Genomic DNA, 22,764 nt, shown 5'->3' on the forward strand with positions numbered 1-22,764 from the left:
CGGCGGTGGGCCAACGTTACCGAGTGGTAGGGATCATGGGAAGGATGACCCCGGTCTCAGCCCCGCGTCACGGGGGACGGCACGCGTATCGCGTCGACGGCGGCGCGGCGGGCGGCGGGCACGGCCGGCAGCAGCGCCGGTGACCGCTTCGCGGCGAGGTCCTCGACCCAGCCGAAGCACAGCACCGCACCGGCCGTCAGCACGGCCGCGACCGCGACGGTGCGCACCGGTGGCCCGGCCAGCGGCCCGAGCAGCCACAGGCCGGCGGCCACCATCGGCAGCTGCCACACGTAGACGGTCACCGCCCGCGCGTTGAGCAGCGCCACGGCCCGGCGCAGCGGCACGGCCAGCCGGTCCAGCCGCGGCCGGGCGCGCAGCGCCACCAGCACCACAGCCGTGCCCCACAGCACGGGTACCAGCTGGTCGTGCAGCCCCTCCCGATCGGCGGCGGCCCGCAGCAGCGCCGCCGCGCCCAGCGCCCCCGCGGCGGCCAGGCAGGTGGGCCAGGCCAGCCGGTCCAGCAGCCCGGACTCACGGGCGTACCCGAGCACCCAGGCGGTGCCGTACGCCGCGGTGCTCCAGATCACATCGGTGACCGCGTTGCTCGGCAGCCTGACCACGGTCGACAGCAGCACGGCCGCTCCGAGCGGGGCCAGCAGCGTGGCCACCGGCGCACGCTCGAACAGCCAGCGCAGCACCGGGGAGAGCAGGACGAACCACAGGTAGACCCGCAGATACCACAGCGCGACGACCAGCGCCGCGCCCCACTCGCTGCCCGGCGGGTTCACCAGTGGGAACACCCACGGGACGAGGTCGGTCCAGGTGAACGCGTGCCAGCCGTGCAGCAGCATCAGCGGCACCCCGATCGCGCCCAGCATCCACAGCGGCGGCAGCAGGCGGCGCAGTCGCGAACGCACCGTGGCCGCCGCGCCGCCCCGGCGCAGCGACACCGCGGTCAGGTAACCGGCGAGGCCGAACATCACCCACATCGCGGGAAGCAGCGTCGTGAGCACGCCCAGTGGCACGGTGTGCTGCAGGAACACCCGCACGATCGCAGCGGCGCGCAGGGTGTCGATGTAAGGGCTGCGAGGACGGGCGGTGGGCTCAGTCGGGCCGTCACCGGCCGTACTGCTCGACATGATGGTTCGGCGCTCCTGGGGCTGGGTCGACCGTGCACCTCAACCACAGCCCACTTCCCTCAAAGCAAGCTCGGTAAACCGCTCCCGGAGCAGGTTCTGTGCCGCATGTCGCGCGCGTCACCCACCGATCCCCGTCATCGTGTCAAGCCGAATACAGTTCACCCCATGCAGCAACGACCGCTGGGCCGTAGCGGGCTGGTGGTCTCCCGCCTGGCCCTGGGCACCATGACCTGGGGCCTGGACACCGATCCGGACGACGCGGGCGCGCAGCTCAAGGCGTATGTGGACGCCGGCGGCACGCTGCTCGACACCGCCGACGTGTACGCCGACGGCGAGGCCGAAGCGGTGCTGGGCACACTCCTGGACGCCATGGTCTCCCGCGACGACGTGCTGATCGTCGCCAAGGCGGGGCTGCGCGCACGGGCCGGCCGCCGCCACGACGGCTCCCGCGGGCACCTGCTGCGCACCCTCGACACCACGCTGCGCCGCCTCGGTGTGTCGTATGTGGACCTGTGGCAGGTGCACGGAAACGACCCGGACACACCGTGGGAGGAGACCCTGGCCGCGCTCGACCACGCGGTCAGCTCCGGCAAGGCCCGCTACGCCGGTGTGTCGAACTTCTCCGGCTGGCAGACCGGCCGCGCCGTGACCTGGCAGCGGGCCTGGCCCGGCCGCGCCCCGATCGTGGCGACCCAGATGGAGTACTCGCTGCTGCAGCGCGGCATCGAACGGGAGGTGCTGCCCGCGGCGGCGGCGCTGGGCCTGGGCGTGCTGCCGTGGTCGCCGCTGGGCCGCGGGGTGCTGACCGGCAAGTACCGCCACGGCCGCCCGGCCGACTCGCGGGCCGCGTCGCCGCACTTCGAGCGCTCGGTGCTGCCGTACCTGCAGCCGCGCTGCTCGGCGATCGTGGAGGCGGTGGCGACCGCCGCCGACGGCCTGGGCGTGTCCGCCGCCGAGGTCGCGCTGGCCTGGGTGCGCGACCGTCCCGGCGTGACCGCGCCCATCCTCGGCGCCCGCAACGTCGGCCAGCTCGTGGCGGCACTCCAGGTCGAGGAGATCGACCTGCCCCCCGAGATCTCCCGCGCCCTCGACGACGTCTCCGCCATCCCCCTCGGCTACCCCGAACTCGACTGACCACCCCGCCCCACTGCCGTGCCGCGCGCGGCGCGCAGCGCCCATGATCGTCCGACTTGCCTGGCACCTGTTCGTATCTTGACCGGCCATTCGCCCGGTTGCCTGGCAAGTCGAGCGATCTTGAGCGTGGAGCGGGTGCGGCCCACGTGCGAATACGGATGTTCTGCCGCATTGAGGGACTGAACGGGTGTAACACCGCCAGATGGGGCGCCCGCCCTGCTTGCCTGACCTGGGGCAGAGGTGCACCATCGCTCTATGGACTACGAATACGCACCGCTGCGGTTACCTCCGGATGTCGATCGGTTGACCGCCGCGGTGCGGCTCGCGATCCAGGCTGAGTACGGCGGCTGGGAACTGGCCCGCGTCCAGCTGATGAGGGACGGCACCCGCAAGGTGCTGCTCCGTCGGCCGCTGCGGGCCCTTCCCTTGCCCGGCCTCTCCGTCTGACGCGGCGTAAGGGCGCGCCCCTGCCCGGCGGCGCGACCGTGTCGGTGCGCGTCACGCCACCGGCCGACTGGACACGCTCCCGACCAGCCTAGGCGTAGGGCCGCCCCGCGGCGTCGTACCAGTCGCGCACCCGGGCGGAGTGCCGTACCAGCCCCTCGGCCCGAAACGCCGCCACGACCGCCGGCTCGATCCGCGCGGCGGGCAGCGGGCTGAGGACACACCATCCGGTTCCGCCCATGGTCGCCGAGTATGCCGCCGGAACGCGGACGGCGCGCCCCGTTTCCGGGAGCGCGCCGTCGGTAGTCAGATCAGGACGTCAGTCCTGGTCCTCCATGATGTCGCCGTTCAGGTGCTCGTCCAGGCGGGCGACCAGCTTGTCGGACGCGCCCAGGGTGAACGGGCCGTTGGCGTCGGTCTCCTCGAAGTCGTCGGGCTCCAGGGACTTGTCCACCTCGGCGACGGTGACGATGCCGTCCAGCGGCTCCAGCTCCGGGATGTCCAGCGCGGCGAGCGAGCCGTCGGAGCTCTGCAGCAGCTCCAGCACGGCGTCGGCGACCGAGGCCACCGGCTCGGAGTCCCCGTCGCTGAGACCGGCCTCACGGCGGGCCAGCTCGGCGGCGTTGATCAGCGCGGAGACGCTCGGGATCAGGTAGTCGCGACGCTGGCGGACCGAGATCACCTTCGGGTGCGGGTCGGTCGGGGCCTGCTCGGCGGCGACGAGGTCGGCCATGAACCGGTCGGCCTTCTCCAGGTCGATCGGCTCCACCTCCCAGGGCAGCGGCTCGCCGTACGTCTCCGAGAGGGCGTCGTCGTAGGTGACGGCGGCGTTGTTGAACGCCACGTAGGCACGCCAGACGTCATCGCTGTCGACCTCGCCCTTGGCGTCGCGTACAGCGGCCAGGTGCGCCCGGGCGGCGGTGATCATCTCTTCCAGCGCGGCCTCGACGGCGGCGTGGTTGTCGCTCATTACTCGGTTACTCCTTCATACGACGAGACAGGCCGGTTCCCGGCCGCGCACGACCGGGCCTAACTCTGCCGCAGGAACCTGTCCAGAACCCGCACGCCGAACTGTAGTCCCTCCACCGGCACCCGCTCGTCGATGCCATGGAACAACGCGGAGAAGTTCAGATCGGGCGGCAGGCGCAGCGGCGCGAAGCCGAAGCAGCGGATGCCGAGCCGGGCGAACGACTTGGCGTCGGTGCCACCCGAAAGCATGTACGGGACCGCGTGCGCGCCCGGGTCCTCGGCCTTGAGAGCCAGCGCCATCGCATCGACGAGCGCCCCGTCGAACCCGGTCTCCAGCGCGGGCTGGCGGTGTATCGACTCTATCTCCAGATCCGGCCCGAGCACCTCCACGAGCTGCTCGCGGAACAGCTCGAACTGCCCCGGCAGGGTCCGGCAGTCGATCGTCGCGCTGGCCCGGCCCGGGATCACGTTGTCCTTGTAACCGGCGTTCAGGCGGGTCGGGTTGGCGGTGTTGCGGATCGTCGCGCCGATCATGGTGGCGATCGGGCCGAGCTTGGCGATGGCGGCCTCGGGGTCGTTCGGGTCGATCTCGATCTGCAGCGCCTCGCCGACCTCTTCCAGGAAGGCCCGCACCGTCGGGGTCACCACGACCGGGAAGCGGTGGCGGCCCACCCGGGCGACCGCCTCGGCCAGGGCCGTCACGGCGTTGTCGTCGTGCACGAACGAGCCGTGCCCCGGGCGGCCGGTGGCGTGCACACGCAGCCAGTCGATGCCCTTCTCGGCCGTCTGGACCATGTAAAGGCGCAGGTCGTTGCTGACCGTGTAGGAGAAGCCGCCGACCTCGCCGATGGCCTCGGTGCAGCCCTCGAACAGGTCGGGGTGCTCCTCGACCAGGAACTTCGCGCCCCAGTCGCTGCCCGCCTCCTCGTCGGCGGTGTAGGCGAGCACGATGTCGCGCGGCGGCACGTAGCCGGTGCGCTGCCAGTCGCGCACCACGGCCAGCGACATCGCGTCGAAGTCCTTCATGTCGACGGCGCCCCGGCCCCAGATGAAGTCGTCCTTGATCTCACCCGAGAAGGGATGGACGGACCACTCGCTCGCGTCGGCGGGCACCACGTCCAGGTGGCCGTGCACCAGCAGCGCGCCGCGCGAGGAGTCCGCGCCCGGGATGCGGGTGACCACGCTGGCGCGGCCCGGCCGGCTCTCCAGCAGCTGCGGGTCGAGGCCGACCTCGCTGAGCTTGGTCGCGACGTACTCGGCGGCGGCCCGCTCGCCGGCGCTGGTGGCCAGATCACCCGTGTTGGTGGTGTCGATGCGGATCAGGTCGCGGCAGAGGTCGATAACCTCGTCAGTGGCGGGCGTACGCATAAGGATCTTCCTACCAGGTCGGGCCGGAATGTCCCAGCCCAGGACGCGGGCGCTTCCCGGCCGATGCCGGACAGGCTAGGCTCACCTAACCCGACGACGCTGGAGATCACGTGACCGCCACCCGGCCCGACCCCGCCGGCGAGACCTTCGCCGAGCTGCTCGGCGGACGTCGCGCCGCCCTCGACGCCACGCTGGGCCCGCTGGCGTTCGGCATCGCCTTCGTGGCCGGCGGCCGGTCGATCGAGTGGGGCGTGGGCGCGGCGGTCGCGGTCACCGCGGCAATCGGGGTGTGGCGGCTGCTGCGCGGCGACAAGCTCGGCGCGGTGCTGGTCGGCCTGCTCGGCGTGGTCGTAGCGGCACTGATCGCGCTGTACACCAACCGCCCCGAGGCGTTCTTCCTGATCCGCATCGCGACCAACGCCGCCAGCGCGCTGGCCTGGGCGGTCAGCATCGTACTGCGGTGGCCGCTGCTCGGTGTGGTCGTCGGCGGCGTGCTCGGCCAGCGCGGCACCTGGCGGCGCGACCCCGCGCTGCTGCGCGCGTACAGCCGGGCCAGCTGGATCTGGGTGATGCAGTACGTCGTCCGGCTCGCGGTGTGGCTGCCGCTGTTCTGGGCGGGGCAGACCGAGGCGCTGACGGTCGCCACGATCGCGCTGACCTGGCCGGTGGTCGCGGCATGCCTGGCCGTCAGCTGGTACGTGATGCGAAAGTCGCTGCCGGCGGGCCACCGCGGCCTGCGGCATCCCGTGATCGACAAGGCGCCCGCCGGGGTCTAGCCTCGGCCGGTGAATCTCACCGCGGAGCCCATGCACGCCCGCCCCCGCCCGCAGGAGCAGCTGGAGCGGCTGTTCGGCGGCGGCTGGCCGGAGTTCATCTTCCACGACCAGGAGACCAAGCGGCACATCGGACGGGTCCGCGACCTGTTCGGCGATCTGGAGCTGGTGCTGCTCGACGGCGACGAGCCGGTGGCGGCGGGCTGGGCGGTGCCGCTGTGCTGCGCCGAACCCAACGTGTGGGTCCGGCACCGCTGACCCTGGCTACTCAGCGCCACTGATCGATAACACGAAGTTCATATACCAGCCATACGGATGTATGCGCGATACCGCATACAGTGCTTCACTGGGCTTTGTGGACGGCGAGCCGACTGCGCCGATCGCCCGGTCCGCCGTCGGCAGTCACTCCGGACGGCAGACCCGGCCCGGCACGCGCGTTGCGCAACGCGCTGGTCGGCTCGACGTTCCACGAGCGGCGTCACCAGCCCTCATCCGGGCGGCGGCCGTGGCGGAGTTCCGCCTGCCGACCGAGGAGGTCGAGCGGTCGGCCCGCTGACTGTCAACGCGGCGTTGACATCGCTTCGGCCGGCCCCGACCATGACCGCATGACCTCCTCCCCCGCCGCCGGACCGCATCGTCACCACATCGGCGCGGTCGGGCTCGACCTGCACCGCCGCGTGCTGGCAGCGGCGGACGGGGACCCGGACCGGATCGTCGGCGCGCTGTCCGACCTGCGGGAACTGCGTGCCGCGATCGACCACGCGGAACGGGACCTGCTGGCCGCGGCCCGCCGCCGCGGAGTGAGCTGGGCGCGGGTCGCGTCGGCGCTCGGCCTGCGTTCCCGCCAGGCCGCCGAACAGCGCGCGGCCCGGCTGGGCGAGCAGACGTACGACACCGATTGTCAACACTGCGTTGACATCGCGCCGGTCGCCGAACTGCGCTCCGCCGCCCGCGCCGCGGCCGACCAGATGGCCGCGGACCCCTCGTGGGACGGCGTACAGCCACGCGCGGCGCTGGCGCGCACCGGCCTCGCCGCCGCGGCCTACGCCCCGGCGGGAGCGCTGTATTCGCTGGTGGGGCACGCCGTCGCCGACCTGGCCGCGGTCGAGCTGGACAGCCGCCCGGTGCTGCTGCGGGTCGCCGTGGCCCGGCTGCGCCAGGCGTACCGGGATGCCGCCCCGGACCCCGGACCGGGTGTCCGCGCACCCTGACGTCCACATTGACAGGCCCGACCGCCCCCACCCATGATGAGCCACTTCGGCTCAACTTTCAGGGAGGACCGTCATGGGCGGCGGGATGGCAGCGGTGCTCGGCGACCGCAACGCACGGCTGTTCCTCGGAGTGACCCTCACCTCGGGGTTCGGCAGCACGGCGATGTCGCTGGCCGCGTCGGTCTGGGTGCTCACGCTGACCGGCTCCGCGAGCCTCGCCGCGCTGTGCGGGCTGTGCGTCTACCTGCCGTCGCTGGCCGGGCCCGTGCTGGGAGCCCTGGTCGACCGGTTGCCCCGGCAGCGGCTGCTCGTGACGGCGAGCGTGGCCATGGCCGCGCTCCTGCTCACCCTGCTCGCCGTACGCGGACCCGGCCAGACCTGGCTGATCTTCGCGGTGATGCTCGGCTACGGCGTCACCTTCGTGCTGCTCGACGCGGGCGAGGCCGCGATCCTGCAGGCGGCGGTGCCCGCCGACCGGCTGGGCGGCGTGAACAGCCTGCGGATGAGCGTGCAGGAGGGCATGAAGCTCGTCGCGCCGCTGGCCGGGGCGGCACTGTTCACCCTGCACGGCGGCCCGTCCGTGGCCGGGCTGGCCGCGCTGGCGCTCGGGCTGGCCGCCGGCTGCTACGCGGCGATCCGGCCCGGCCCGCTGCCGATGACCACGCGCGGCCGACGCTCGCTGCTGCGGGACACCCGGGCGGGCACGGGCTTCCTGTGGCGGCATGCCACGCTGCGCGGCCTGGTCGGGACCGGTGCGGCGGCGGTGGCCATGTCGGGGCTGTCCAATGCGGCGGCGTACCTGGTCATCGTCGGGGACCTGGGGCGGGTGCCCGAGTTCGCCGGGGTGCTGGCCGCCGCGCAGGGGGCCGGGTCGGTGGCGGGCGGGCTGCTGTGCGGACGGGTGCTGGACCGCCGCGGTGAGCCCGCCGCGGCGTGGTGGGGCGCCGCGCTGTCCGCGCTGGGCCTGGCGCTGCAGTGTGTGCCGTCCACGCCGGTGGTGGCCCTGGCCCGGGTGCTGATCGGGGTCGGTCTGCCGTGGACGGTCATCGCGGCGATGACGGCCGTGCAGCGGCATACGCCCGCGGAGCTGATCGGACGGGTCGCCGCGACCGCGAACACCGTGGTCTTCGCGCCGACAGCGCTGACCATCGCGCTCGGCGCGGGCGCGGTCGAACTGCTCGATCACCGGCTCGTCCTCGGCACCGCCGCGGCCCTCACCCTGCTGGCCGCGACGCCGCTGCTGCGGGGCAGACCGGTGTCGCCCACCGCCGCACCCGGGCCGGGCGAAGCGCCGGGGCGACCGAGCGCGGCGGGCACCCCGGCCGCGGTCAGTCGCCGTCGTGGAGACGCACCCGGCGGCGGCTGAGGTAGGCCAGCGAGCGCTCCAGTTTGTCGAGGTCCTCGGGCGCGATGAGCCGGCCGGTCTGCCTGCCGAAGGGACGGAAGAAGCCGTCGCAGGCCAGCCTTCGCAGGAATCCCTCCTGCTCGCGCCGCAGGCCCGGGTCGGGTTCCGGCCGGGCCGGGCGGGCGAACTCGGCCCGGTCCCTGGCGGCCTGCCGCGGCGGGTACGCCCGGTGCCGCTCGACGAACGACGCGAAGGCCTGGATCTCCCGCACGGCCGCGCCCACGCCCGCGAGCGCGGCGTCGCCGTAGTCGCTCCACGGCGGCTCCTGCGCGGCGTGGGTGAGCGTCAGGTCGAGCAGCCCGTCCAGCGTCATCGTCGCCACGCACAGTGGAACGGCCCAGACGATCGCGTTGGCGGAGTCCTCGTAACGCTGCCAGGCCAGGTCGCGCAGCCGCTCCTGATCGGCGTCGCCGTCCGTGCCGACATGGTCGGGCGCGTCCCAGGCCCGCTCGCTGATCCGCAGCAGGGTCAGCGCGTCGTCCCGGAAGCGCGAGCCGGACCGGCCGGCTTCGGCGAGCATGCCGATCTCGTAGACATGGGTCAGCGCGCGTACGGCTTCGATCAGTTCCGGCGACGTGGGCGCGTCGCCCAGGTCGATCACGAGTCGGAGTAGTGCTCGGTCGGATTCGGCGGCCTTCGGTCGCGGCATGTGACGCCTTGCCATCGGAGATCATCTGGGTGCTGGCCAGTATCCAACATGGATCACCGTTAGCACCAGGACACGATGTGGACCGCATGCGTACAGCCGGCGTGCGCGCCGGGCACACCGACCCGCGTCACGCTTCAGAGCAGGCCGTACCCGTGCGCGGCGGGCTCGGCCGGCTTCGGCGGCGGCCACGGCCGGTCCGGCGCCGCGTCCTGCGCGACAGCCGGCCTCGGTGGCGGCCACGGCCGCGCGTCGGACCGGCCGGCCGGGGTTGCGCCGCTCTGCAGCAACGCCGCCGTGCACAGCGCCACGACACCCAGGGCCAGGACCGGTCGGGTCCGGCCGTCGGACGGGGACAACACTCACCCCCATGATCATGCTTCCACCCCATTATCCGCCGGTTCGCCCTGGTCGGCAGCGGGTCCGGGCGACGATGGGACGGTGACCGGCTGGGTGCTGCACGTGGACCTGGACCAGTTCGTGGCCGCGGTCGAGGTGCTGCGCCGGCCCGAGCTGCGCGGGCGGCCGGTGGTGGTCGGCGGCGACGGCGACCCGGCCAAACGCGGCGTGGTCAGCACCGCCTCGTACGAAGCCCGCGCCTTCGGCGTGCACTCCGGCCAGCCGTTGCGCGTCGCCGCGCGCAAGTGCCCGGACGCGGTCTTCCTGCCCGTCGACTTCACCGCGTACGAGCAGGCGTCGGCGCTGGTCATGGCGGCGCTGCGGGAGACCGGCGCGGTGGTGGAGGTGCTCGGCTGGGACGAGGCGTTCCTCGCCCCGGACACCGACGACCCGGAGGCCGCCGCCCGCGACGTGCAGCGGCGGGTGCGGGCGGCCACCGGCCTCGACTGCACCGTCGGCATCGGCGACAACCGGCCGCGCGCCAAGCTCGCCACCGGTTTCGGCAAGCCCGCCGGGGTGTACCGGCTCACCCGGTCGAACTGGGCCGAGGTGATGGGCGGCCGGCCCACCGACGCGCTGTGGGGTGTCGGCGCGAAGACCGCGAAGCGGCTGGCCGCGCACGGCCTGCACACCGTCGCCGAGCTGGCCGCCGCCGACCCGCAGGAGCTGGCCGCGGCGTTCGGCCCGGCCACCGGCCCGTGGCTGGTACGGCTCGCGCACGGCGAGGACGACACCCCGGTGACCGGAGCGCCCCACGTCGCGCGTTCGCTGAGCAAGGAGACGACGTTCCAGACCGACCTCGACGACTGGGCCGACGTACGCCGCGAGGTGCTGGTGCTGGCCGCGCAGGTCGCCGACGCGGTGGTGGCGCAGGATCGCGCGGTGGGACGGGTGGTGGTGAAGGTGCGCTACGTCCCGTTCACCACCCGCACCCACGGCCACCCGCTCGACGCCCCCACGACCGACCCGGCCGCCGTCGAGCGCGCGGCCCTGGCCGCCCTCGCCGGGTTCAGCCAGGACCGCGCGGTCCGCCTGCTCGGGGTCCGGGCCGAGTTCGCGCCGGACGAGTGACCACTACTCGGCGGCCTCCTCGGAGGTGCGGCGTTCGGCGTACAGGTCGGGGCCATGCTGGGCGCGCAGCGTGCGGATGTCCGACTCGGCCAGGATCGCCTCCGCCTGGGCCTGCGGATCGTCGCTGCCGACGGCCAGCTCCTCGGGCAGCAGTCTCTCGGCTCGTGAAGTGGTGCGCTCCTCGTCCATGACCCACGGCTACCGCACCGGTGCCGTCGCTAAACCTGCAGGTCGAGACTGGTCACCCGATCGAGCAGCGCGTCGGCCACCGCGCGCACGTCGGCGTCGACGACCACCTCGACCACCGGCCCGTCGCCGGCGTCCGAACCGAAGTCCACCACGGTGCTGCCCCGGCTGGGGCCGTAGCCGGTGTCGACGTGGATCCGGGCGGGCCGCATCGTCATCAGTTCGGGATGCAGCAGCGCGAGCACCGCGACCGCGTCGTGCACCGGGGTGACCGCGCCGAGGCCGTGCCGGTAGCCGCCCAGCGCCTGCGCGGTGAGCGCGCCGATCCGGCCGGACTTCGCGAGCACGCCCAGGTCGGCGTCGCCGAGGCCGGTGCGGCGGGTCACGTCCAGCGGAACCAGGGTGGTCGGCACGGACACGCCGGGGTCGGTCAGCACCCGGTGCGCGGCCTCCGGGTCGAACCACACGTTGAACTCCGCCGCGGGGGTCATGTTGCCCGCGCCGATCGACCCGCCCATCACCACCAGCCGTTCGAGCCGGGCCGCGACCTGCGGGTGCAACGCGTAGAACAGCGCGACGTTGGTCAGCGGGCCGACCGCGAACAGGGTGACCGGATCGGACGCGGCGGCCACCGTCGCGGCGAGGAACTCGGCCGCGGGCCGGGCGTCGGCGCTTCCCGGCGGTTCGGGGAGCACGATGCCGCCGAGCCCGCCGTCGCCGTGGGCGCCGTCCTTGTCGCCGGCGGGTCCGCGTACCAGCGAGCGGGCCGCGCCCGCGGCGACCGGGATGTCGCCGCGCCCGGCCAGGGCGAGCACGGATCTGGCGTTGCGGGTGGTCAGCTCGATGCCGACGTTGCCGCCGACGCTGGTGACACCGCGCAGGTCGAGTTCGGGGCTGGCGCAGATGGTGAGCAGGGCCATCATGTCGTCGATCCCCGGATCACAGTCGATCATCACAGCGCGCGCCATGTCGCCCATCCTCCCCCATCGGGTGATCGGTTGCCGCCTGTCGTGCTCGCGACGCCCGGTATGCCGATTCGGACGGTTGCCAGACCCGTTGCACCGCAACAAGGTGTCCCCATGCCCGTGCCCCGCTACGACGCCGCGCCGGTGGACCGCCCGTCCGGCCTCATCCCGCCCCCTGTCGACCTGTCCGGGGTGACCGAGCTGCGCCTGCACGGCGTCGGCGGCACCACCGCGGAGGACCTGCTCGGCGACCTCGCCCCGCAGCAGGTCTCCGGCGACCGCATCGCCGGCTTCTACCGCACCGCGGACCTGCCCACCCGCCACGTCGAGGCGTACTCGTGGGGCGGCCTGACCTCGCGCAGCGGCTCGCGCGTGCTGTGGCTGCTGCTCCTGCCGTTCGCGATGGCCAACCTCGCCGGGTGGATGTGCACGCCGAAGACCCACGGCTCCGGCTGGCGCTTCCGGCTGCACCGCACATTCGTGCGCTGGGCCGCGCTCGGCATCACCGTGAACGTCGTGCTGATCATGGCGATGGGCACCATGGAACTGCTGGCCTACCAGTGCGGCGGACGCGACGACTGCGCCGGCGGCAACTGGCTGCTCAGCTGGCTGCGCAGCCCCCTGCTGGCCGAGTACGCCGGGCGGCGGGTGCTGATCGGCGCGCTCGTGCCGGTGCTGTTCGTCGCCTTCCTGGCGGTGCTGACCCTGCGCAGCATCAACCGGTACGAGGAGGTCGACCCGCCGTACCAGGTGGGCCACAAGCCGGCGCGGGCCGCGACCAGCGCCGCCCAGCCGAAGCTGACCCTGGCCGACCGCACCTTCTGGGACGGCCGCCGCAGCGCGTTCGACCTGGGTTGCGCGCATGTCGCGGCGGCCCTGGCGTTCATCGCGCTGGCGCTGGGCTACACCGGCCACGGCATGTTCTACGACGGCGACCTTCCGCCGATGGAGACCCGGTGGGCGCTGCTGGCCACGATCGGCCTCGGCGGCGCCGCCGTGCTCGGCGCGCTGATCGTGACCGCGCTGGACGAATGCCGCCGCTGGGCGGCCGGGCTGCTGATCGCCCTGGCCGTCGGCGCGCTGGCCGCCGCGGCCGTGTTCCTGCTGGCGCAGCCCGAGATGGGCCGGCCCTGGGGTTACCTGCCGAACATGCGGTACACCATCAACATCGCCTTCGGCGGCATTTTCGGCGCGCTCGGGCTGACGCTGGTGTCCACACTGCTGGGCGGCTGGAAGCGGGGCATCTTCTTCATCTTCGGGCCGTTCGTGGTGCTCGCGGTCAGCATCGCGCTGCTCAACGCGGTGATGCTGGGCGCGATGCTGCGCATCACCGACCTGTTCGGCGAGGTCAACTCGCTGACGCTGATCCCGGTGGTCGCGCCGGAGCCCGGCGAGCTGTACGTGTACCCGATCATCGCCACGCTGCACCAGTACCTGACCCTGGTGCCGCTGGCCCTGATCGTGCTGTTCGGCCTCTTCGAGCTGGTCGCGTACTGGCGCGCCGGCGCGAGCCGCAAGGCCCGCGCGACCGCCGAGAAGTACTACGCCGTCGACCGCTATCCCCAGCCCGACGGCGAACCCGACTGGTACGACAACGCGGCCGGGCAGCGGCGCTGGATCGCGAGCGTGGTGCGGGCCCGGGTGGTCGCGAAGATGCCGCGCCACATCGACCGCCTGCTCACCGCGATGGCGGTCGTCGGCGTGATCCTGCTGATCGCGATCCAGATCCGCTACTGGGTCTTCCACCAGCTGCCCTGGGGCACCCAGTGGACGGTCACCGCGGGCAGCTACCTCACCGCGGCGCTGCCGATCCTGGTCGTGCTGCTGCTGCGCCGGGGCTGGACCAACCTGGCCAGCCGCCGCCGCATCGGCGTCATCTGGGACGTGTGCACGTTCTGGCCGCGCGCGTTCCACCCGCTGGCACCGCCGTCGTACGCCGAGCGGGCCGTGCCTGAGGTGCAGCGGCGGCTGTGGCGGCTGCACAGCAACGGCGGCAAGGCCGTCGTCGCGGCGCACAGCCAGGGCAGCGTCATCGCCGCGGCGGCGCTGCTGCAGCGCGACAACCTGCCCGCCGACGGCCAGTACGCACTGGTCACCTTCGGTTCGCCGCTGCGCACGCTGTACGGATGGGCGTTCCCGGCGTACTTCACCGACGGCGTGCTGCGCTCGCTGGAGCCGCGGCTGCTCGCGTGGCGCAACTTCCACTACGACACCGACTACATCGGCGGCGCGGCGCTGGCCGCCCAGCCGGAGTCCGCCGTGGACGTGCTGCTGCCCGACCCGGAGACCTGCTGGTACATCTACGGCCAGCCGCTGCCGCTGGCCCGGCGGCACACGGGCTACTGGGACGACCCGGCGGTGTGGCGCGAGGTCGACGAGCTGGCCGCGGCGCTGGCCGCCGGACCCCGGGTGCCCGTGCAGCCCGGTCCGCCGGTGACCGAGACCGAGGTGGGGGTCTAGCCGTACACCCGCTCGGCCCAGTAGACCTGCCGGTCGGGGCCGACGAACGCGACGGCGATCATGAGGTCGGACAGGGTGACCGGGGCGGCGGCCAGGAACCGCCGCTCCGGATCGCCGTTCGGGATCGGCGGGAAGATCGCGACGAAGTCGACGCCGCCGGCGGCGGGCGTCATCGACAGGGCCATGCCGCCGTCACGCCACGTGCTCTCATCGGTCTTGATGTCGCCCGCGCCCCGCAGCCACGGGTACTTCTCCGCGATCCGGTTCTGCACGCCGTCGCCGCCGGACGACACCTCGTGCCCGCTCGGGGAGGTGCCCCAGACCTGCGGTGGCATGAGGTCCACGCGCTTGTCCACCACAAAGATCATGAACCAGCCGTCTTCGTCCCAGTCGGAACCGCGCCCCGTCGGCGGCCGCCACGTGATCCGCCCGCCGACGGCCGCCCCACCCTCAGGGACAAGGACCTTCACACCGTGGTGCTCGATCTCCGGTCCGTCACCGGGCGGCAACTGCTCCGCCGTCGCGGCGAACTCCAGCACTTCCGGCCCGTACGGCGGCCGCTCGTGCCACCAGCGGTAGCCGCCGTAACCGGCGGCCACGAGGACCGCCACGAGCACGATGGTGAAGATCCTGCGCCCCCGGGACATGCGCGCAGTACATCAGAGCGGAGCAAGCGACGCTGTCCCGTGCCGCGCTTCAGGCCGCGCCCGCACCTGCGCGTGATCCATAGGCCGGGCCGAAGAACACCAGCAGGGCCAGATCCTCGGTGACGTCGACGAACCGGTGCTCCTCGCCGGCCGCCACGAAGATCACCGCACCGGGGCCGACCGCGGCCTCGCCGCCGGGCGTCACGATCCGGGCCCGGCCCGCGGTCACCACGTAGACCTCGTCCTCGGTGTGCGGGCTCTGGTCGTCGACCCCGCCCGCCGGGATGCAGTACGTGCCCACGGACAGGTCCGGCGTCTTCAGGTGCTCCACCCAGTCGTTGGCCGTGCCGGCCGGCGGCGGCGTCCACCGTCCCGCCCCTTCGATGATCTGCATAGCGGCCAGCCTAACCATCCGTCGCGCTCGTCGCGCCCTGCAAGAAGTTGACGGCCGGCGTGCGCCACGAAGCGCCGTTCGGGCCACCGACCGACATCCGGCACGGCTCCGCGCACCGCCCGTGATCAGCCTCCGATGCCGGAACCACCTGGGCAAACGGATCCAATGTAGGCGACCGTCGGCATTCGCGCCAGACCCCCGAAACATCTTGCAACACTTGCGAATTGAGATCTTCACAAGCGGTGGTTCAACTGATATCTATATGCGATCGATCGCCCCTGACCCGGAGGACGACTTGACCCGATCGCGCCTGCTGACCTTCACGGCGAGCCTCGCCACCGCCTTCACCGTGCTGGTCGCCCTGGTAGCCACCCCCGCCCAGGCCGCTTCCACCGTCCGCTACGTCGCCCTCGGCGACTCCTACTCCTCCGGCGTCGGCGCCGGCAGCTACACGTCCGAAAGCGGCTCCTGCCAGCGCAGCACCAAGGCCTACCCGGCGCTGTGGGCCGCCGCCAACGCCCCCGCGTCGTACGCCTTCGTCGCCTGCTCCGGCGCGACCACCACCAGCGTCAGCAGCTCCCAGCTGTCCGCTCTGAGCAGCACCACCACGCTGGTCAGCATCACCGTCGGCGGCAACGACGTCGGCTTCGCCGACATCATGAGGACCTGCGCCCTCTACGGCACCACGCAGTGCGTCGCCGCCGTGCAGACCGCCGAGGACAAGGCCCGCGCGTCCCTGCCGGGCCTGCTCGACAACGTGTACAACGCGATCCGCTCCCGCGCCCCCAACGCCCGCGTCGTGGTCCTCGGCTACCCGGTCTTCTACCAGCTCGGCACCACGTGCATCGGGCTCAGCGCCACGTCCCACGCGAAGATCAACGAAGGCATCAACCTGGTGGACGACCTCACCCGGGCCGCCGCCGGCCGGCACGGCTTCGTCTTCGCCGACGTGCGCTCCATCTTCGTCGGGCACCAGCTCTGCAGCGGCGACAAGTGGCTGCACGCCCTCAACTTCGCCAGCCTGAGCATCTCCTACCACCCGATGGCGACCGGCCACTCCGGCGGCTACTACCCCGTCTTCCGCACCGCCGCCGCCTGAGACCAAAGGAAGGGCACCTTCTTGACGCTCCGCGTCGCAGAAGGTGCCCTTCCCATCGCACGGGACCACGTGAGCAGCGCGGTCATGGCATGATCCCGGGGCGGAGAGGGAGATCATGTTCGAGTGGCTCACCGCACAGTCCCGCCGGGCGATCGTCACCGCGCAGTCCGTGGCGCTGTCACTCGGCCACGACACGATCGACAGCGGACACCTGCTGTTCGGGCTGCTCGACGTCGAGGGCTCGGTGGCCGCGTCGGTGCTGACCGAACAACTCGACACCGAGGTGCTGCGCGAGGCGTACCTTGCCCTGCGCCCAGCGGTTCCCGGTGACCACCCGATCCGCCATCTGCCCTTCACCGGCGAGGTCAAGCGGCTGCTGGAGCTCGCCCTACGCGAGGCGTTGAGCCGCCAGGACAGCGCGCTGACCACGGTTCACCTGCTACTGGCGGTCGCCGGCCTGCCGGACGGCGTCGGCGGCAGGACGCTGACCGCGGCGGGCGCGACACCGGCGGCGCTGCGGGCCGCGCTGCTCGCGAAGTCCGGCGACGACGACGCGGAGGAGCCGCTGCCGTCGGCACCCCTGCCCTTCGACACGTCGATGTCGATACCTCGCCGTCTCGGCCTGCGCCTTGTCGCCACGCTGACCTGGTATGCCGTGCTGGCCCTCGTGACGACGGCCGTCGCCTGGCCGGACGCCGGCTGGGCCGCCGCGGGCAGCCTGCTGCTCCTGGCCGTCTTCGCGGTCTGCCTCGGCACGCTGCTCAGCGGACCCAGCCCGCGCCGCCTCGTCCGCACGTCGGTGCCGGCTCCGACGCCGGCTCACCTGCCTGCGCCGCTCGCCGCGATGCTGGCCGCCCACGGCATGCGCGACGTCCAGGTGCGGATGCGCGCCTCGGCCGACTGGCACGGGTTCAGCCTGCGCACCGACCTGCGGACCTGGCTCGGCGTGACCACCAGTACCGCGGCCCAGCCGTACCTGCCGTTCATGGTCGCCCATGAGGCGGCCCACCTGGTGCGCAACGACCGCATGATCCGGATAGTCGGCACCTCGCTGTGGCTGCTGCTGTGCGCTTGCGGGTTGGTCGCCAGGAACGCCCCGGCACTGGCCATCGCGCTGATCGGCGGCCTGGCACAGCACGTCGTGAGCCGCTGGTGCGCCGAGTTCGCCTGCGATGCGGCGGCCGCCCGCTGGGCCGGTGCGGACGCGGCCCAGGCGTGGCTCGACGAGTCCCGGCAGCGCGCGGACGTCCCGTCCGGACTGTTCAGCCGGTTGCGGCTGTGGTGCGCCCGGCTCTACCGCCCGCCGCTGCGCCTCGCGGCGGCCAGACTGGCCCGAGCCGCCGCGGTGACGCCGACGACCGAAGCCGCCACGCCTGGCTGACGGCCGCCGGGCCGCGGCACCCTCGGGCCCGACGCACGGGCCCCTGACCTGCCCCGCCCGCTCCGCAGGGATGGCAAGGTGCCCTTCCACAACGTATGGCGATGTGAAGGTGCCCTTCCTTCGGGCCGGGGCGGTCAGCGGGGGGTACGGGCCGGGGTCAGGCCCCGGTCGAGCAGTTCCGTGGGCAGCACGACGGTGCGCGGCCGCGACCGGTCGCCGTCGATGCGCGCGAACAGCAGTTGCGTGGCGCGACGGGCCAGCTCGCGGGTGTCGTACCCGATGACGGTCAGCGGCCGCGGCATGAGGTGCGACAGTTCGAAGTCGTCGAAGCCGACCAGGGCGGCGTCGCTGCCCCGCCGCCACAGCTCCTGGACCGCGCCGACGGTGATGCGGTTGTTCAGGGCGAGGAACGCCGTCGGCGGGTTCGGCTGGGCGAGCATGTCGGCGACGGCGGCCGCGGCGGTGCCTGGGTCGCGTACGCCACCGCGCACCAGCGCGCCGTCGTAGCCGATCCCCGCGTCAGCGAAAGCGTCCTGCGCGCCGGCGAGGCGCTCGCGCATAGTGTGCACGTCGACCGAGTCGAGCAGCACCCCGATGCGGCGGTGGCCCTCGGCGACGAGCCGGCGTACGCCGTTGCGCGCGCCCCCGCGGTTGTCCAGCAGCACCGCGTCGGCTTCGATGTTGGTGCCGGGGCGGTCCAGGAACACCACCGGGATGCCCATCTCGACCTGCGAGTTGAGGAACGAGTGGTCGCAGCCGGCGGGCACCACCAGCAGCCCGTCGACGCGACGGGAGCACAGGTCGCGCAGCAGCCGCTCCTCGCGTACGGGGTCCTCCTCGGAGGACGCCGACAGCAGCAGGGTGTCGCGCTCGCGGGCCATCTCGGCGGTGACGTGGGCGATGGTGGAGTAGAACGGGTTCGCCAGCTCCTCGATGATCAGGCCGATGGTGGCGCTGGCCCGGCCCGCGCGCAGCGCGCTTGCCATGTGGTTGCGCTGGAAGCCGAGTTCGGCGACGGCGGCGAGCACCCGGTCGGCCATGGCGCGCTGCACGTGCGGTTCGCCGTTGACGACCCGCGACACGGTCTTGAGGCTGACTCCGGCCAGCCGGGCCACATCGACCATGGTGGGGCGGCGGCCGGCCCGGGCCGGGGCTTCGCTGTGCTCGCTCGTCACGGCAGGAACGGTACCCGGTCGCCGAGGGCGGGGCGGCGACGGTCGGACAACGTTGTCATACTCTCTTCCAACGCCCCGACCTCCAGGAGCCCCCATGCCGCACCACGCTGCCGGACCGCTCGCCCTCGCCGTCGACATCGGCGGCACCAAGATGGCCGCCGGACTCGTCGACGCCGACGGGACCGTGCTGGCCGCCGACCGCATCCCCACGCCGCGTCCGCTGCCGGGCCCGGACGCGGGCGAGCAGGTGTGGGCCGGGTTGTCGGCGATGCTCGACGGCCTGCTCAAGGAAGCCGGAAACCGCCCCGTGGTCGGGGTCGGCACGAGCACCGCAGGACCGTTCGACCTGGCCGGAGCCACGGTGAGCCCGGTCAACATCACCGCCTGGCGGGGCTTCCCGCTGGTCGACCGGCTCGCCGCGCAGGTGCCCGGCGTGCCGGTGCGACTGGCCGGCGACGGGGTGTGCGCGGCGATCGGCGAGCACTGGCGCGGGGCGGGCCGCGGGCACGACGATCTGCTGGTGCTCGTGGTGTCGACCGGCGTCGGCGGTGGGCTCGTCCACGGTGGGCGCCCCTTCACCGGCGAGTCCGGCAACGCCGGGCACGTCGGCCACATGGTCGTCGACCTCGACGGGGACGACTGCCCGTGCGGCGGGCGCGGCTGCGTGGAGGCGATCGCCAGCGGACCCAGCATGGTCCGGTACGCGCTGCGCGAAGGCTGGCGGTCAGCCGGCGACGGCACCGCCCGCGACCTGGCCGACGCCGCGCGCTCCGGCGATCCGGTGGCGCTGCGCGCGTTCGCCCGCGCCGCGGACGCCCTGGCGGCGGGCATCGTCTCGGCCGCCGCGATGTGCGACCTGGACCAGGTGGTGATCGGCGGCGGCGTCGCCAACGCCGCCGACCTGCTCTTCCCCCCGCTGAAGGAGGGCCTGGCCCGCTTCGGCCGCCTCGGCTTCCTCCAGCACATCACGGTCAGCCCCGCCCAGCTCGCCGGCGACGCCGGCCTGATCGGCGCCGCCGCCCTCATCCACTCCCCCGACCCCTACTGGCCCGCCACGCCCCCCACGCCCCCCACGCCCTCCATGCGTTGATCATGAAGTTATGGCAGCGACACACCGTCGAGCCGTGCCATAAGTTCATGATCAACGCGCCTCGGCGCGCCTCGGCGCTGTCTCAGGGCGGGTCGAAGAGGGCCAGGCGGGGGTCGGCGGCGAATTGGGTGACGGACATGCCGAGGGCGGGGTTGCGCTGGCTGGAGGGTTGGGCGGCGAAGGGGTCGGGGGTATTGGTGATGGTGACCATGACCAGGGTGTGGCCGGTGTAGACGAGGACGGTCCAGAGCTGGGCGTCGGGGCCGAGGGCGAAGCCGGCGCGGCGGTCCTCGGGCTGCTCGCGCACGCCGTACTGCTCCAGGATCGCGCCGCTGTCGAGTTCGGCGCTGAACCCGCACCAGGTCAGGCGCTCGCAGTGGCTCAGGTCGGGCACGTACGTGGTGGGCGCGGCCGAGATGGTCAGGGTGCCGTAGCCGTTGCCGTTGACCAGTTGCAGGCTCACCGTGAGCGCGCCGGGCGCGAGGGCCGGGTCGGGTAGCGGGGCCAGCTCGCGGGTGTCCCCGCCGTCGGCCAGGCCCAGGTCGTTGCGGCGCAGGCCGAGGGGGTTGACCCGGGTGAGGATCAGCTCGGCCATCAGGCAGGCGTAGCGCTCGGTCAGCGCCGCGTCGGCGGTGACCGGCTCGGCCTGGGCCAGCGGCAGCGCGCCGGACAGCACCGCGAACCGGTCCACCCCGGCCCGGCCTCCGGCCTGCGGCGGCGCGGGCGGCACCGGCGAGCGGGTCAGCGAGGGCAGGGGTGTCGGCCCGGGGACCCCGGCCATGCAGTCGACCTCCTCGGGCGGCAGCGTGCCGCCGGGATCGGGCCGCAGCATGATCACCGCGAACCCGATGCCCATCGCGAGCGCGACGGTGAGCAGCGTGCTGACCGCGAGGTCGCGGCGGCGCAGCCGCCGTCCGGCGCCCACCAGCTCCGCCGTGGACAGGCCCAGCGGCGGCTCCGGACCTTCGGCGGGCTCCCCGGGCTTGTGGTGGCGCAGTGCCCGCAGCAGGTGGCGCTGGGCGTACGCCTCGGGCGGTTCGTAGCCCAGCGACGGCCAGCGCCGGTACAGCCGCAGCAGGGTGCGCCGCACCAACTCCTCGGCCACCGCCCAGTCGCCGCACCGCTGGCGCGCCTGCCGCCGCAGCGCCGGGGCCAGCGCGGTGGCGAACTCGGCATACTCGTCCTCCCAGGCCCGCATTCCGACAGTTAACACAATGGATGTGACCTGGCGGCAGGTCGTCCCGGTTGGTGGGTGACTGCTAACCTCGCAGCCCTGTCCACGGGAGGAACAAGATGACCGACGCCGCCGCGCCCCACCCCGCGCCCACGACGAAGCAACGCCCGGCCGGGGTGACCGCGGCGATGTGGCTGCTGATCGCCGTGGCCGCCGCCTACCTGATCGACGCCGTCATGATCATGGCTGGCTCCGGGGAGTACCCCGCCCGGGTGCGTGCGGCCATGGAGGAATCCGGGGTCGATCCCCGGGCCTGGGACTTCATCAGCGGGCTCACGGGTGCGCTGCCGGTGGTGTCGGCCGGGTTCGGCGTCGTCGCGGCCGCCGTGGTGGTGCTGCTCGCGCTGGCGGTCGGCCGGGGCGCGTTCGTCGGGCGCATCCTCACCTGGATCGCCGTCGGGTTCGCCCTGCTCTGCAACGTGTGCGGGCTCGGCTCGGCGGGCACGCCCGCGTTCAGCAGCATCGGCTACCTCACCGCGTACAGCCGCGACAGCTCGGGCATCCACACCTTCGCCCAGCGGCTGCCCCAGGGCTACCCGGACTGGTACTTCTACGGCAGCCTGGCGCTGTTCGGCTTCGGCATGCTGGCCCTGATCGCCGTCGCGGTGCTGCTGGCCCTACCGCCGGCCAACGCCTACTTCCGCCGTGCCCCCCGCTTCGCGCCCGTCCCGTACGCCTACCCGGCCGGCTACCCCGCCCCCGGCTACCCCGCCCAGCCGGTCCCGGCCCAGCCGCAGGCGTCGCTCACCTTCGAGCAGCGTGCGGAGGCGCTGGCCACGCTGGAGCGCCGCCGCGAGCGGGGCGAACTGACCGACGAGCAGTACGCCGCGGAGCGCGCCCGCCTCGAAAGCTGATCACCGCACCCGGCGTACGACCGCCACGACCTTGCCCAGCACGACCGCGTCGTCGCCGGGGATCGGGTCGTACGCCGGGTTGCACGGCACCAGTTCCACGTGCCCACGGCTGACCCGGTACACCTTCACGGTCGCCTCGCCGTCGATCATCGCCGCGACGATCTCCCCGCTGTGCGCGGTCGGCTGCTGGCGGATCACCACCACGTCGCCGTCGCAGATCGCCGCGTCGACCATCGAGTCGCCGCGCACCCGCAGCGAGAACAGGGTGCCGTGGCCGACCAGGTCGCGCGACAGCGTCAGCGTCTCCTCCAGGGACTGCTCGGCCAGGATCGGCCCGCCCGCGGCGATCGTGCCGAGCAGCGGCACCTGCACGGTGGCCGCCCCGCGCTGCTGCGGGATGCCGTCGTCGTCCAGCGGCAGCCGCACGCTCAGCGCCCGCGGCCGGCCCCGGTCGCGCCGCAGCAGGCCCTTCTCCTCCAGCTCGCGCAGGTGGTACGCGACCGAAGAGGAAGCGGCCAGGCCCACCGCCCGTCCGATCTCCCGCAGCGTGGGCGGGTAACCGCGGCTGGTCACGCCGTCCTGGATCACCTCCAGGATGCGCCGCTGCCGCTCGCTGAGCTTCGAATGCACCCTGGCAGGCTAACGGACGAACTCCGCATAAGCCGCATACCGCCGCAAGATCGCTCGACTTGCCAGGCACATGGGGGTATTCGGCCTCAA

The 22,764-nt window shown here is 73.2% G+C and carries 25 protein-coding genes; 12 read left to right on the plus strand and 13 right to left on the minus strand.

The genetic code is table 11. From position 1 onward, the window contains the following. Positions 1-56: 56 nt before the first annotated feature. Positions 57-1,139, minus strand: a complete 1,083-nt coding sequence (locus AB0B35_RS00325; protein WP_361038830.1) for an acyltransferase — start codon at positions 1,137-1,139, stop codon at positions 57-59. Between the two features lie 165 nt (positions 1,140-1,304). Between AB0B35_RS00325 and AB0B35_RS00330 the strand changes: the two genes are divergently transcribed. Both AB0B35_RS00330 and AB0B35_RS00335 read left to right on the plus strand, forming a co-directional pair. After that, positions 1,305-2,273, plus strand: a complete 969-nt coding sequence (locus tag AB0B35_RS00330) for an aldo/keto reductase (protein ID WP_361038833.1) — start codon at positions 1,305-1,307, stop codon at positions 2,271-2,273. A 255-nt stretch (positions 2,274-2,528) separates the two neighbouring features. After that, positions 2,529-2,720, plus strand: a complete 192-nt coding sequence (locus AB0B35_RS00335; RefSeq protein WP_166384643.1) for a DUF5703 family protein — start codon at positions 2,529-2,531, stop codon at positions 2,718-2,720. Between the two features lie 88 nt (positions 2,721-2,808). Here AB0B35_RS00335 and AB0B35_RS00340 read toward each other — a convergent pair whose 3' ends face one another. The 3 genes from AB0B35_RS00340 to AB0B35_RS00350 all read right to left on the minus strand — a co-directional run bounded on the left by AB0B35_RS00340 (position 2,809) and on the right by AB0B35_RS00350 (position 5,054). Then, positions 2,809-2,958 carry a hypothetical protein gene (locus AB0B35_RS00340; RefSeq protein WP_361038836.1) on the minus strand — a complete coding sequence of 50 codons (150 nt, stop codon included), beginning with the start codon at positions 2,956-2,958 and terminating at the stop codon, positions 2,809-2,811. Between the two features lie 78 nt (positions 2,959-3,036). Further along, positions 3,037-3,687, minus strand: coding sequence for a hypothetical protein (locus AB0B35_RS00345; RefSeq protein WP_203693421.1), 651 nt, complete (start codon positions 3,685-3,687; stop codon positions 3,037-3,039). A gap of 59 nt (positions 3,688-3,746) precedes the next feature. Continuing rightward, positions 3,747-5,054 (minus strand): M20/M25/M40 family metallo-hydrolase, encoded by a 1,308-nt coding sequence (locus AB0B35_RS00350; protein ID WP_361038839.1) that lies wholly within the window; start codon positions 5,052-5,054, stop codon positions 3,747-3,749. A 110-nt stretch (positions 5,055-5,164) separates the two neighbouring features. Between AB0B35_RS00350 and AB0B35_RS00355 the strand changes: the two genes are divergently transcribed. From AB0B35_RS00355 to AB0B35_RS00370, 4 genes are all read left to right on the plus strand, one after another. Further along, positions 5,165-5,830 (plus strand): DUF3159 domain-containing protein, encoded by a 666-nt coding sequence (locus AB0B35_RS00355; RefSeq protein WP_361038842.1) that lies wholly within the window; start codon positions 5,165-5,167, stop codon positions 5,828-5,830. A gap of 9 nt (positions 5,831-5,839) precedes the next feature. Next, positions 5,840-6,085, plus strand: a complete 246-nt coding sequence (locus AB0B35_RS00360) for a hypothetical protein (RefSeq protein ID WP_361038844.1) — start codon at positions 5,840-5,842, stop codon at positions 6,083-6,085. Positions 6,086-6,432: 347 nt separating this feature from the next. Beyond that, positions 6,433-7,038 (plus strand): hypothetical protein, encoded by a 606-nt coding sequence (locus AB0B35_RS00365; RefSeq protein WP_361038846.1) that lies wholly within the window; start codon positions 6,433-6,435, stop codon positions 7,036-7,038. 73 nt (positions 7,039-7,111) lie between these two features. Next, positions 7,112-8,404, plus strand: coding sequence for an MFS transporter (locus tag AB0B35_RS00370; protein WP_361038848.1), 1,293 nt, complete (start codon positions 7,112-7,114; stop codon positions 8,402-8,404). On the opposite strand, the gene AB0B35_RS00375 is transcribed toward AB0B35_RS00370, so the two are convergent. Together AB0B35_RS00375 and AB0B35_RS00380 are read right to left on the minus strand one after the other, a co-directional pair. Beyond that, positions 8,367-9,092 (minus strand): hypothetical protein, encoded by a 726-nt coding sequence (locus tag AB0B35_RS00375; RefSeq protein WP_361038851.1) that lies wholly within the window; start codon positions 9,090-9,092, stop codon positions 8,367-8,369. The two genes, AB0B35_RS00370 and AB0B35_RS00375, sit on opposite strands and share 38 nt — an antisense overlap. Before the next feature lie 134 nt (positions 9,093-9,226). Beyond that, positions 9,227-9,451 carry a hypothetical protein gene (locus AB0B35_RS00380; RefSeq protein WP_361038853.1) on the minus strand — a complete coding sequence of 75 codons (225 nt, stop codon included), beginning with the start codon at positions 9,449-9,451 and terminating at the stop codon, positions 9,227-9,229. 79 nt (positions 9,452-9,530) lie between these two features. Between AB0B35_RS00380 and AB0B35_RS00385 the strand changes: the two genes are divergently transcribed. Beyond that, positions 9,531-10,559 (plus strand): DNA polymerase IV, encoded by a 1,029-nt coding sequence (locus AB0B35_RS00385; RefSeq protein WP_360530617.1) that lies wholly within the window; start codon positions 9,531-9,533, stop codon positions 10,557-10,559. A gap of 3 nt (positions 10,560-10,562) precedes the next feature. Here the strand turns inward: AB0B35_RS00385 and AB0B35_RS00390 are convergent, their stop codons facing one another. Continuing rightward, entirely contained in the window at positions 10,563-10,748 is a 186-nt protein-coding gene (locus AB0B35_RS00390; protein WP_360530614.1) for a hypothetical protein, read from the minus strand. Between the two features lie 29 nt (positions 10,749-10,777). Beyond that, on the minus strand, positions 10,778-11,713 hold the full coding sequence (locus AB0B35_RS00395; protein ID WP_361038856.1) for a nucleoside hydrolase: 936 nt from the start codon (positions 11,711-11,713) through the stop codon (positions 10,778-10,780). 111 nt (positions 11,714-11,824) lie between these two features. On the opposite strand from AB0B35_RS00395, the gene AB0B35_RS00400 reads away from it, so the two are divergent. Next, a complete protein-coding gene (locus AB0B35_RS00400; protein WP_361038859.1) occupies positions 11,825-14,170 on the plus strand; it encodes a hypothetical protein in 2,346 nt (781 codons plus the stop codon). Here AB0B35_RS00400 and AB0B35_RS00405 read toward each other — a convergent pair. Both AB0B35_RS00405 and AB0B35_RS00410 read right to left on the minus strand, forming a co-directional pair. Continuing rightward, positions 14,167-14,817, minus strand: a complete 651-nt coding sequence (locus AB0B35_RS00405) for a hypothetical protein (protein ID WP_361038861.1) — start codon at positions 14,815-14,817, stop codon at positions 14,167-14,169. The genes AB0B35_RS00400 and AB0B35_RS00405 overlap by 4 nt on opposite strands. Positions 14,818-14,866: 49 nt before the next feature. Beyond that, positions 14,867-15,211, minus strand: a complete 345-nt coding sequence (locus tag AB0B35_RS00410) for a cupin domain-containing protein (RefSeq protein ID WP_361038864.1) — start codon at positions 15,209-15,211, stop codon at positions 14,867-14,869. Positions 15,212-15,506: 295 nt separating this feature from the next. Between AB0B35_RS00410 and AB0B35_RS00415 the strand changes: the two genes are divergently transcribed. Together AB0B35_RS00415 and AB0B35_RS00420 are read left to right on the plus strand one after the other, a co-directional pair. Further along, complete coding sequence (locus tag AB0B35_RS00415; protein ID WP_361038867.1) at positions 15,507-16,310, plus strand: SGNH/GDSL hydrolase family protein; 804 nt, start codon at positions 15,507-15,509, stop codon at positions 16,308-16,310. A 115-nt stretch (positions 16,311-16,425) separates the two neighbouring features. Further along, positions 16,426-17,691 (plus strand): Clp protease N-terminal domain-containing protein, encoded by a 1,266-nt coding sequence (locus AB0B35_RS00420; RefSeq protein ID WP_361038869.1) that lies wholly within the window; start codon positions 16,426-16,428, stop codon positions 17,689-17,691. A 134-nt stretch (positions 17,692-17,825) separates the two neighbouring features. Here AB0B35_RS00420 and AB0B35_RS00425 read toward each other — a convergent pair whose 3' ends face one another. Continuing rightward, complete coding sequence (locus tag AB0B35_RS00425) at positions 17,826-18,815, minus strand: LacI family DNA-binding transcriptional regulator (protein ID WP_361039648.1); 990 nt, start codon at positions 18,813-18,815, stop codon at positions 17,826-17,828. A 145-nt stretch (positions 18,816-18,960) separates the two neighbouring features. Here AB0B35_RS00425 and AB0B35_RS00430 point away from each other — a divergent pair, with 145 nt between their 5' ends. Beyond that, the gene (locus tag AB0B35_RS00430; RefSeq protein ID WP_361038872.1) at positions 18,961-19,956 is read left to right on the plus strand and encodes an ROK family protein; all 996 of its coding nucleotides are present in this window, start codon (positions 18,961-18,963) and stop codon (positions 19,954-19,956) included. An 82-nt stretch (positions 19,957-20,038) separates the two neighbouring features. Here AB0B35_RS00430 and AB0B35_RS00435 read toward each other — a convergent pair whose 3' ends face one another. Then, positions 20,039-21,154 (minus strand): sigma factor, encoded by a 1,116-nt coding sequence (locus AB0B35_RS00435; RefSeq protein WP_361038875.1) that lies wholly within the window; start codon positions 21,152-21,154, stop codon positions 20,039-20,041. 95 nt (positions 21,155-21,249) lie between these two features. Here AB0B35_RS00435 and AB0B35_RS00440 point away from each other — a divergent pair, with 95 nt between their 5' ends. Then, complete coding sequence (locus tag AB0B35_RS00440) at positions 21,250-22,044, plus strand: SHOCT domain-containing protein (RefSeq protein ID WP_361038877.1); 795 nt, start codon at positions 21,250-21,252, stop codon at positions 22,042-22,044. Here the strand turns inward: AB0B35_RS00440 and lexA are convergent, their stop codons facing one another. Then, complete coding sequence (gene lexA, locus AB0B35_RS00445) at positions 22,045-22,674, minus strand: transcriptional repressor LexA (RefSeq protein WP_361038879.1); 630 nt, start codon at positions 22,672-22,674, stop codon at positions 22,045-22,047. Between the last annotated feature and the right edge of the window lie 90 nt (positions 22,675-22,764).

This window comes from Catellatospora sp. NPDC049133, assembly GCF_040648455.1.
In the GTDB taxonomy this organism is placed as follows: domain Bacteria; phylum Actinomycetota; class Actinomycetes; order Mycobacteriales; family Micromonosporaceae; genus Catellatospora; species Catellatospora aurea.

Excerpts from the sequence above, each read along its gene's own strand:
- AB0B35_RS00325 (WP_361038830.1), bottom strand. The coding sequence starts at position 1,139 with ATGTCGAGCAGTACGGCCGGTGACGGCCCGACTGAGCCCACCGCCCGT.
- AB0B35_RS00330 (WP_361038833.1), top strand. The coding sequence starts at position 1,305 with ATGCAGCAACGACCGCTGGGCCGTAGCGGGCTGGTGGTCTCCCGCCTG.
- AB0B35_RS00335 (WP_166384643.1), top strand. The coding sequence starts at position 2,529 with ATGGACTACGAATACGCACCGCTGCGGTTACCTCCGGATGTCGATCGG.
- AB0B35_RS00340 (WP_361038836.1), bottom strand. The coding sequence starts at position 2,958 with ATGGGCGGAACCGGATGGTGTGTCCTCAGCCCGCTGCCCGCCGCGCGG.
- AB0B35_RS00345 (WP_203693421.1), bottom strand. The coding sequence starts at position 3,687 with ATGAGCGACAACCACGCCGCCGTCGAGGCCGCGCTGGAAGAGATGATC.
- AB0B35_RS00350 (WP_361038839.1), bottom strand. The coding sequence starts at position 5,054 with ATGCGTACGCCCGCCACTGACGAGGTTATCGACCTCTGCCGCGACCTG.
- AB0B35_RS00365 (WP_361038846.1), top strand. The coding sequence starts at position 6,433 with ATGACCTCCTCCCCCGCCGCCGGACCGCATCGTCACCACATCGGCGCG.
- AB0B35_RS00370 (WP_361038848.1), top strand. The coding sequence starts at position 7,112 with ATGGGCGGCGGGATGGCAGCGGTGCTCGGCGACCGCAACGCACGGCTG.
- AB0B35_RS00375 (WP_361038851.1), bottom strand. The coding sequence starts at position 9,092 with ATGCCGCGACCGAAGGCCGCCGAATCCGACCGAGCACTACTCCGACTC.
- AB0B35_RS00390 (WP_360530614.1), bottom strand. The coding sequence starts at position 10,748 with ATGGACGAGGAGCGCACCACTTCACGAGCCGAGAGACTGCTGCCCGAG.
- AB0B35_RS00395 (WP_361038856.1), bottom strand. The coding sequence starts at position 11,713 with ATGGCGCGCGCTGTGATGATCGACTGTGATCCGGGGATCGACGACATG.
- AB0B35_RS00400 (WP_361038859.1), top strand. The coding sequence starts at position 11,825 with ATGCCCGTGCCCCGCTACGACGCCGCGCCGGTGGACCGCCCGTCCGGC.
- AB0B35_RS00405 (WP_361038861.1), bottom strand. The coding sequence starts at position 14,817 with ATGTCCCGGGGGCGCAGGATCTTCACCATCGTGCTCGTGGCGGTCCTC.
- AB0B35_RS00410 (WP_361038864.1), bottom strand. The coding sequence starts at position 15,211 with ATGCAGATCATCGAAGGGGCGGGACGGTGGACGCCGCCGCCGGCCGGC.
- AB0B35_RS00420 (WP_361038869.1), top strand. The coding sequence starts at position 16,426 with ATGTTCGAGTGGCTCACCGCACAGTCCCGCCGGGCGATCGTCACCGCG.
- AB0B35_RS00425 (WP_361039648.1), bottom strand. The coding sequence starts at position 18,815 with ATGGTCGATGTGGCCCGGCTGGCCGGAGTCAGCCTCAAGACCGTGTCG.
- AB0B35_RS00430 (WP_361038872.1), top strand. The coding sequence starts at position 18,961 with ATGCCGCACCACGCTGCCGGACCGCTCGCCCTCGCCGTCGACATCGGC.
- AB0B35_RS00435 (WP_361038875.1), bottom strand. The coding sequence starts at position 21,154 with ATGCGGGCCTGGGAGGACGAGTATGCCGAGTTCGCCACCGCGCTGGCC.
- AB0B35_RS00440 (WP_361038877.1), top strand. The coding sequence starts at position 21,250 with ATGACCGACGCCGCCGCGCCCCACCCCGCGCCCACGACGAAGCAACGC.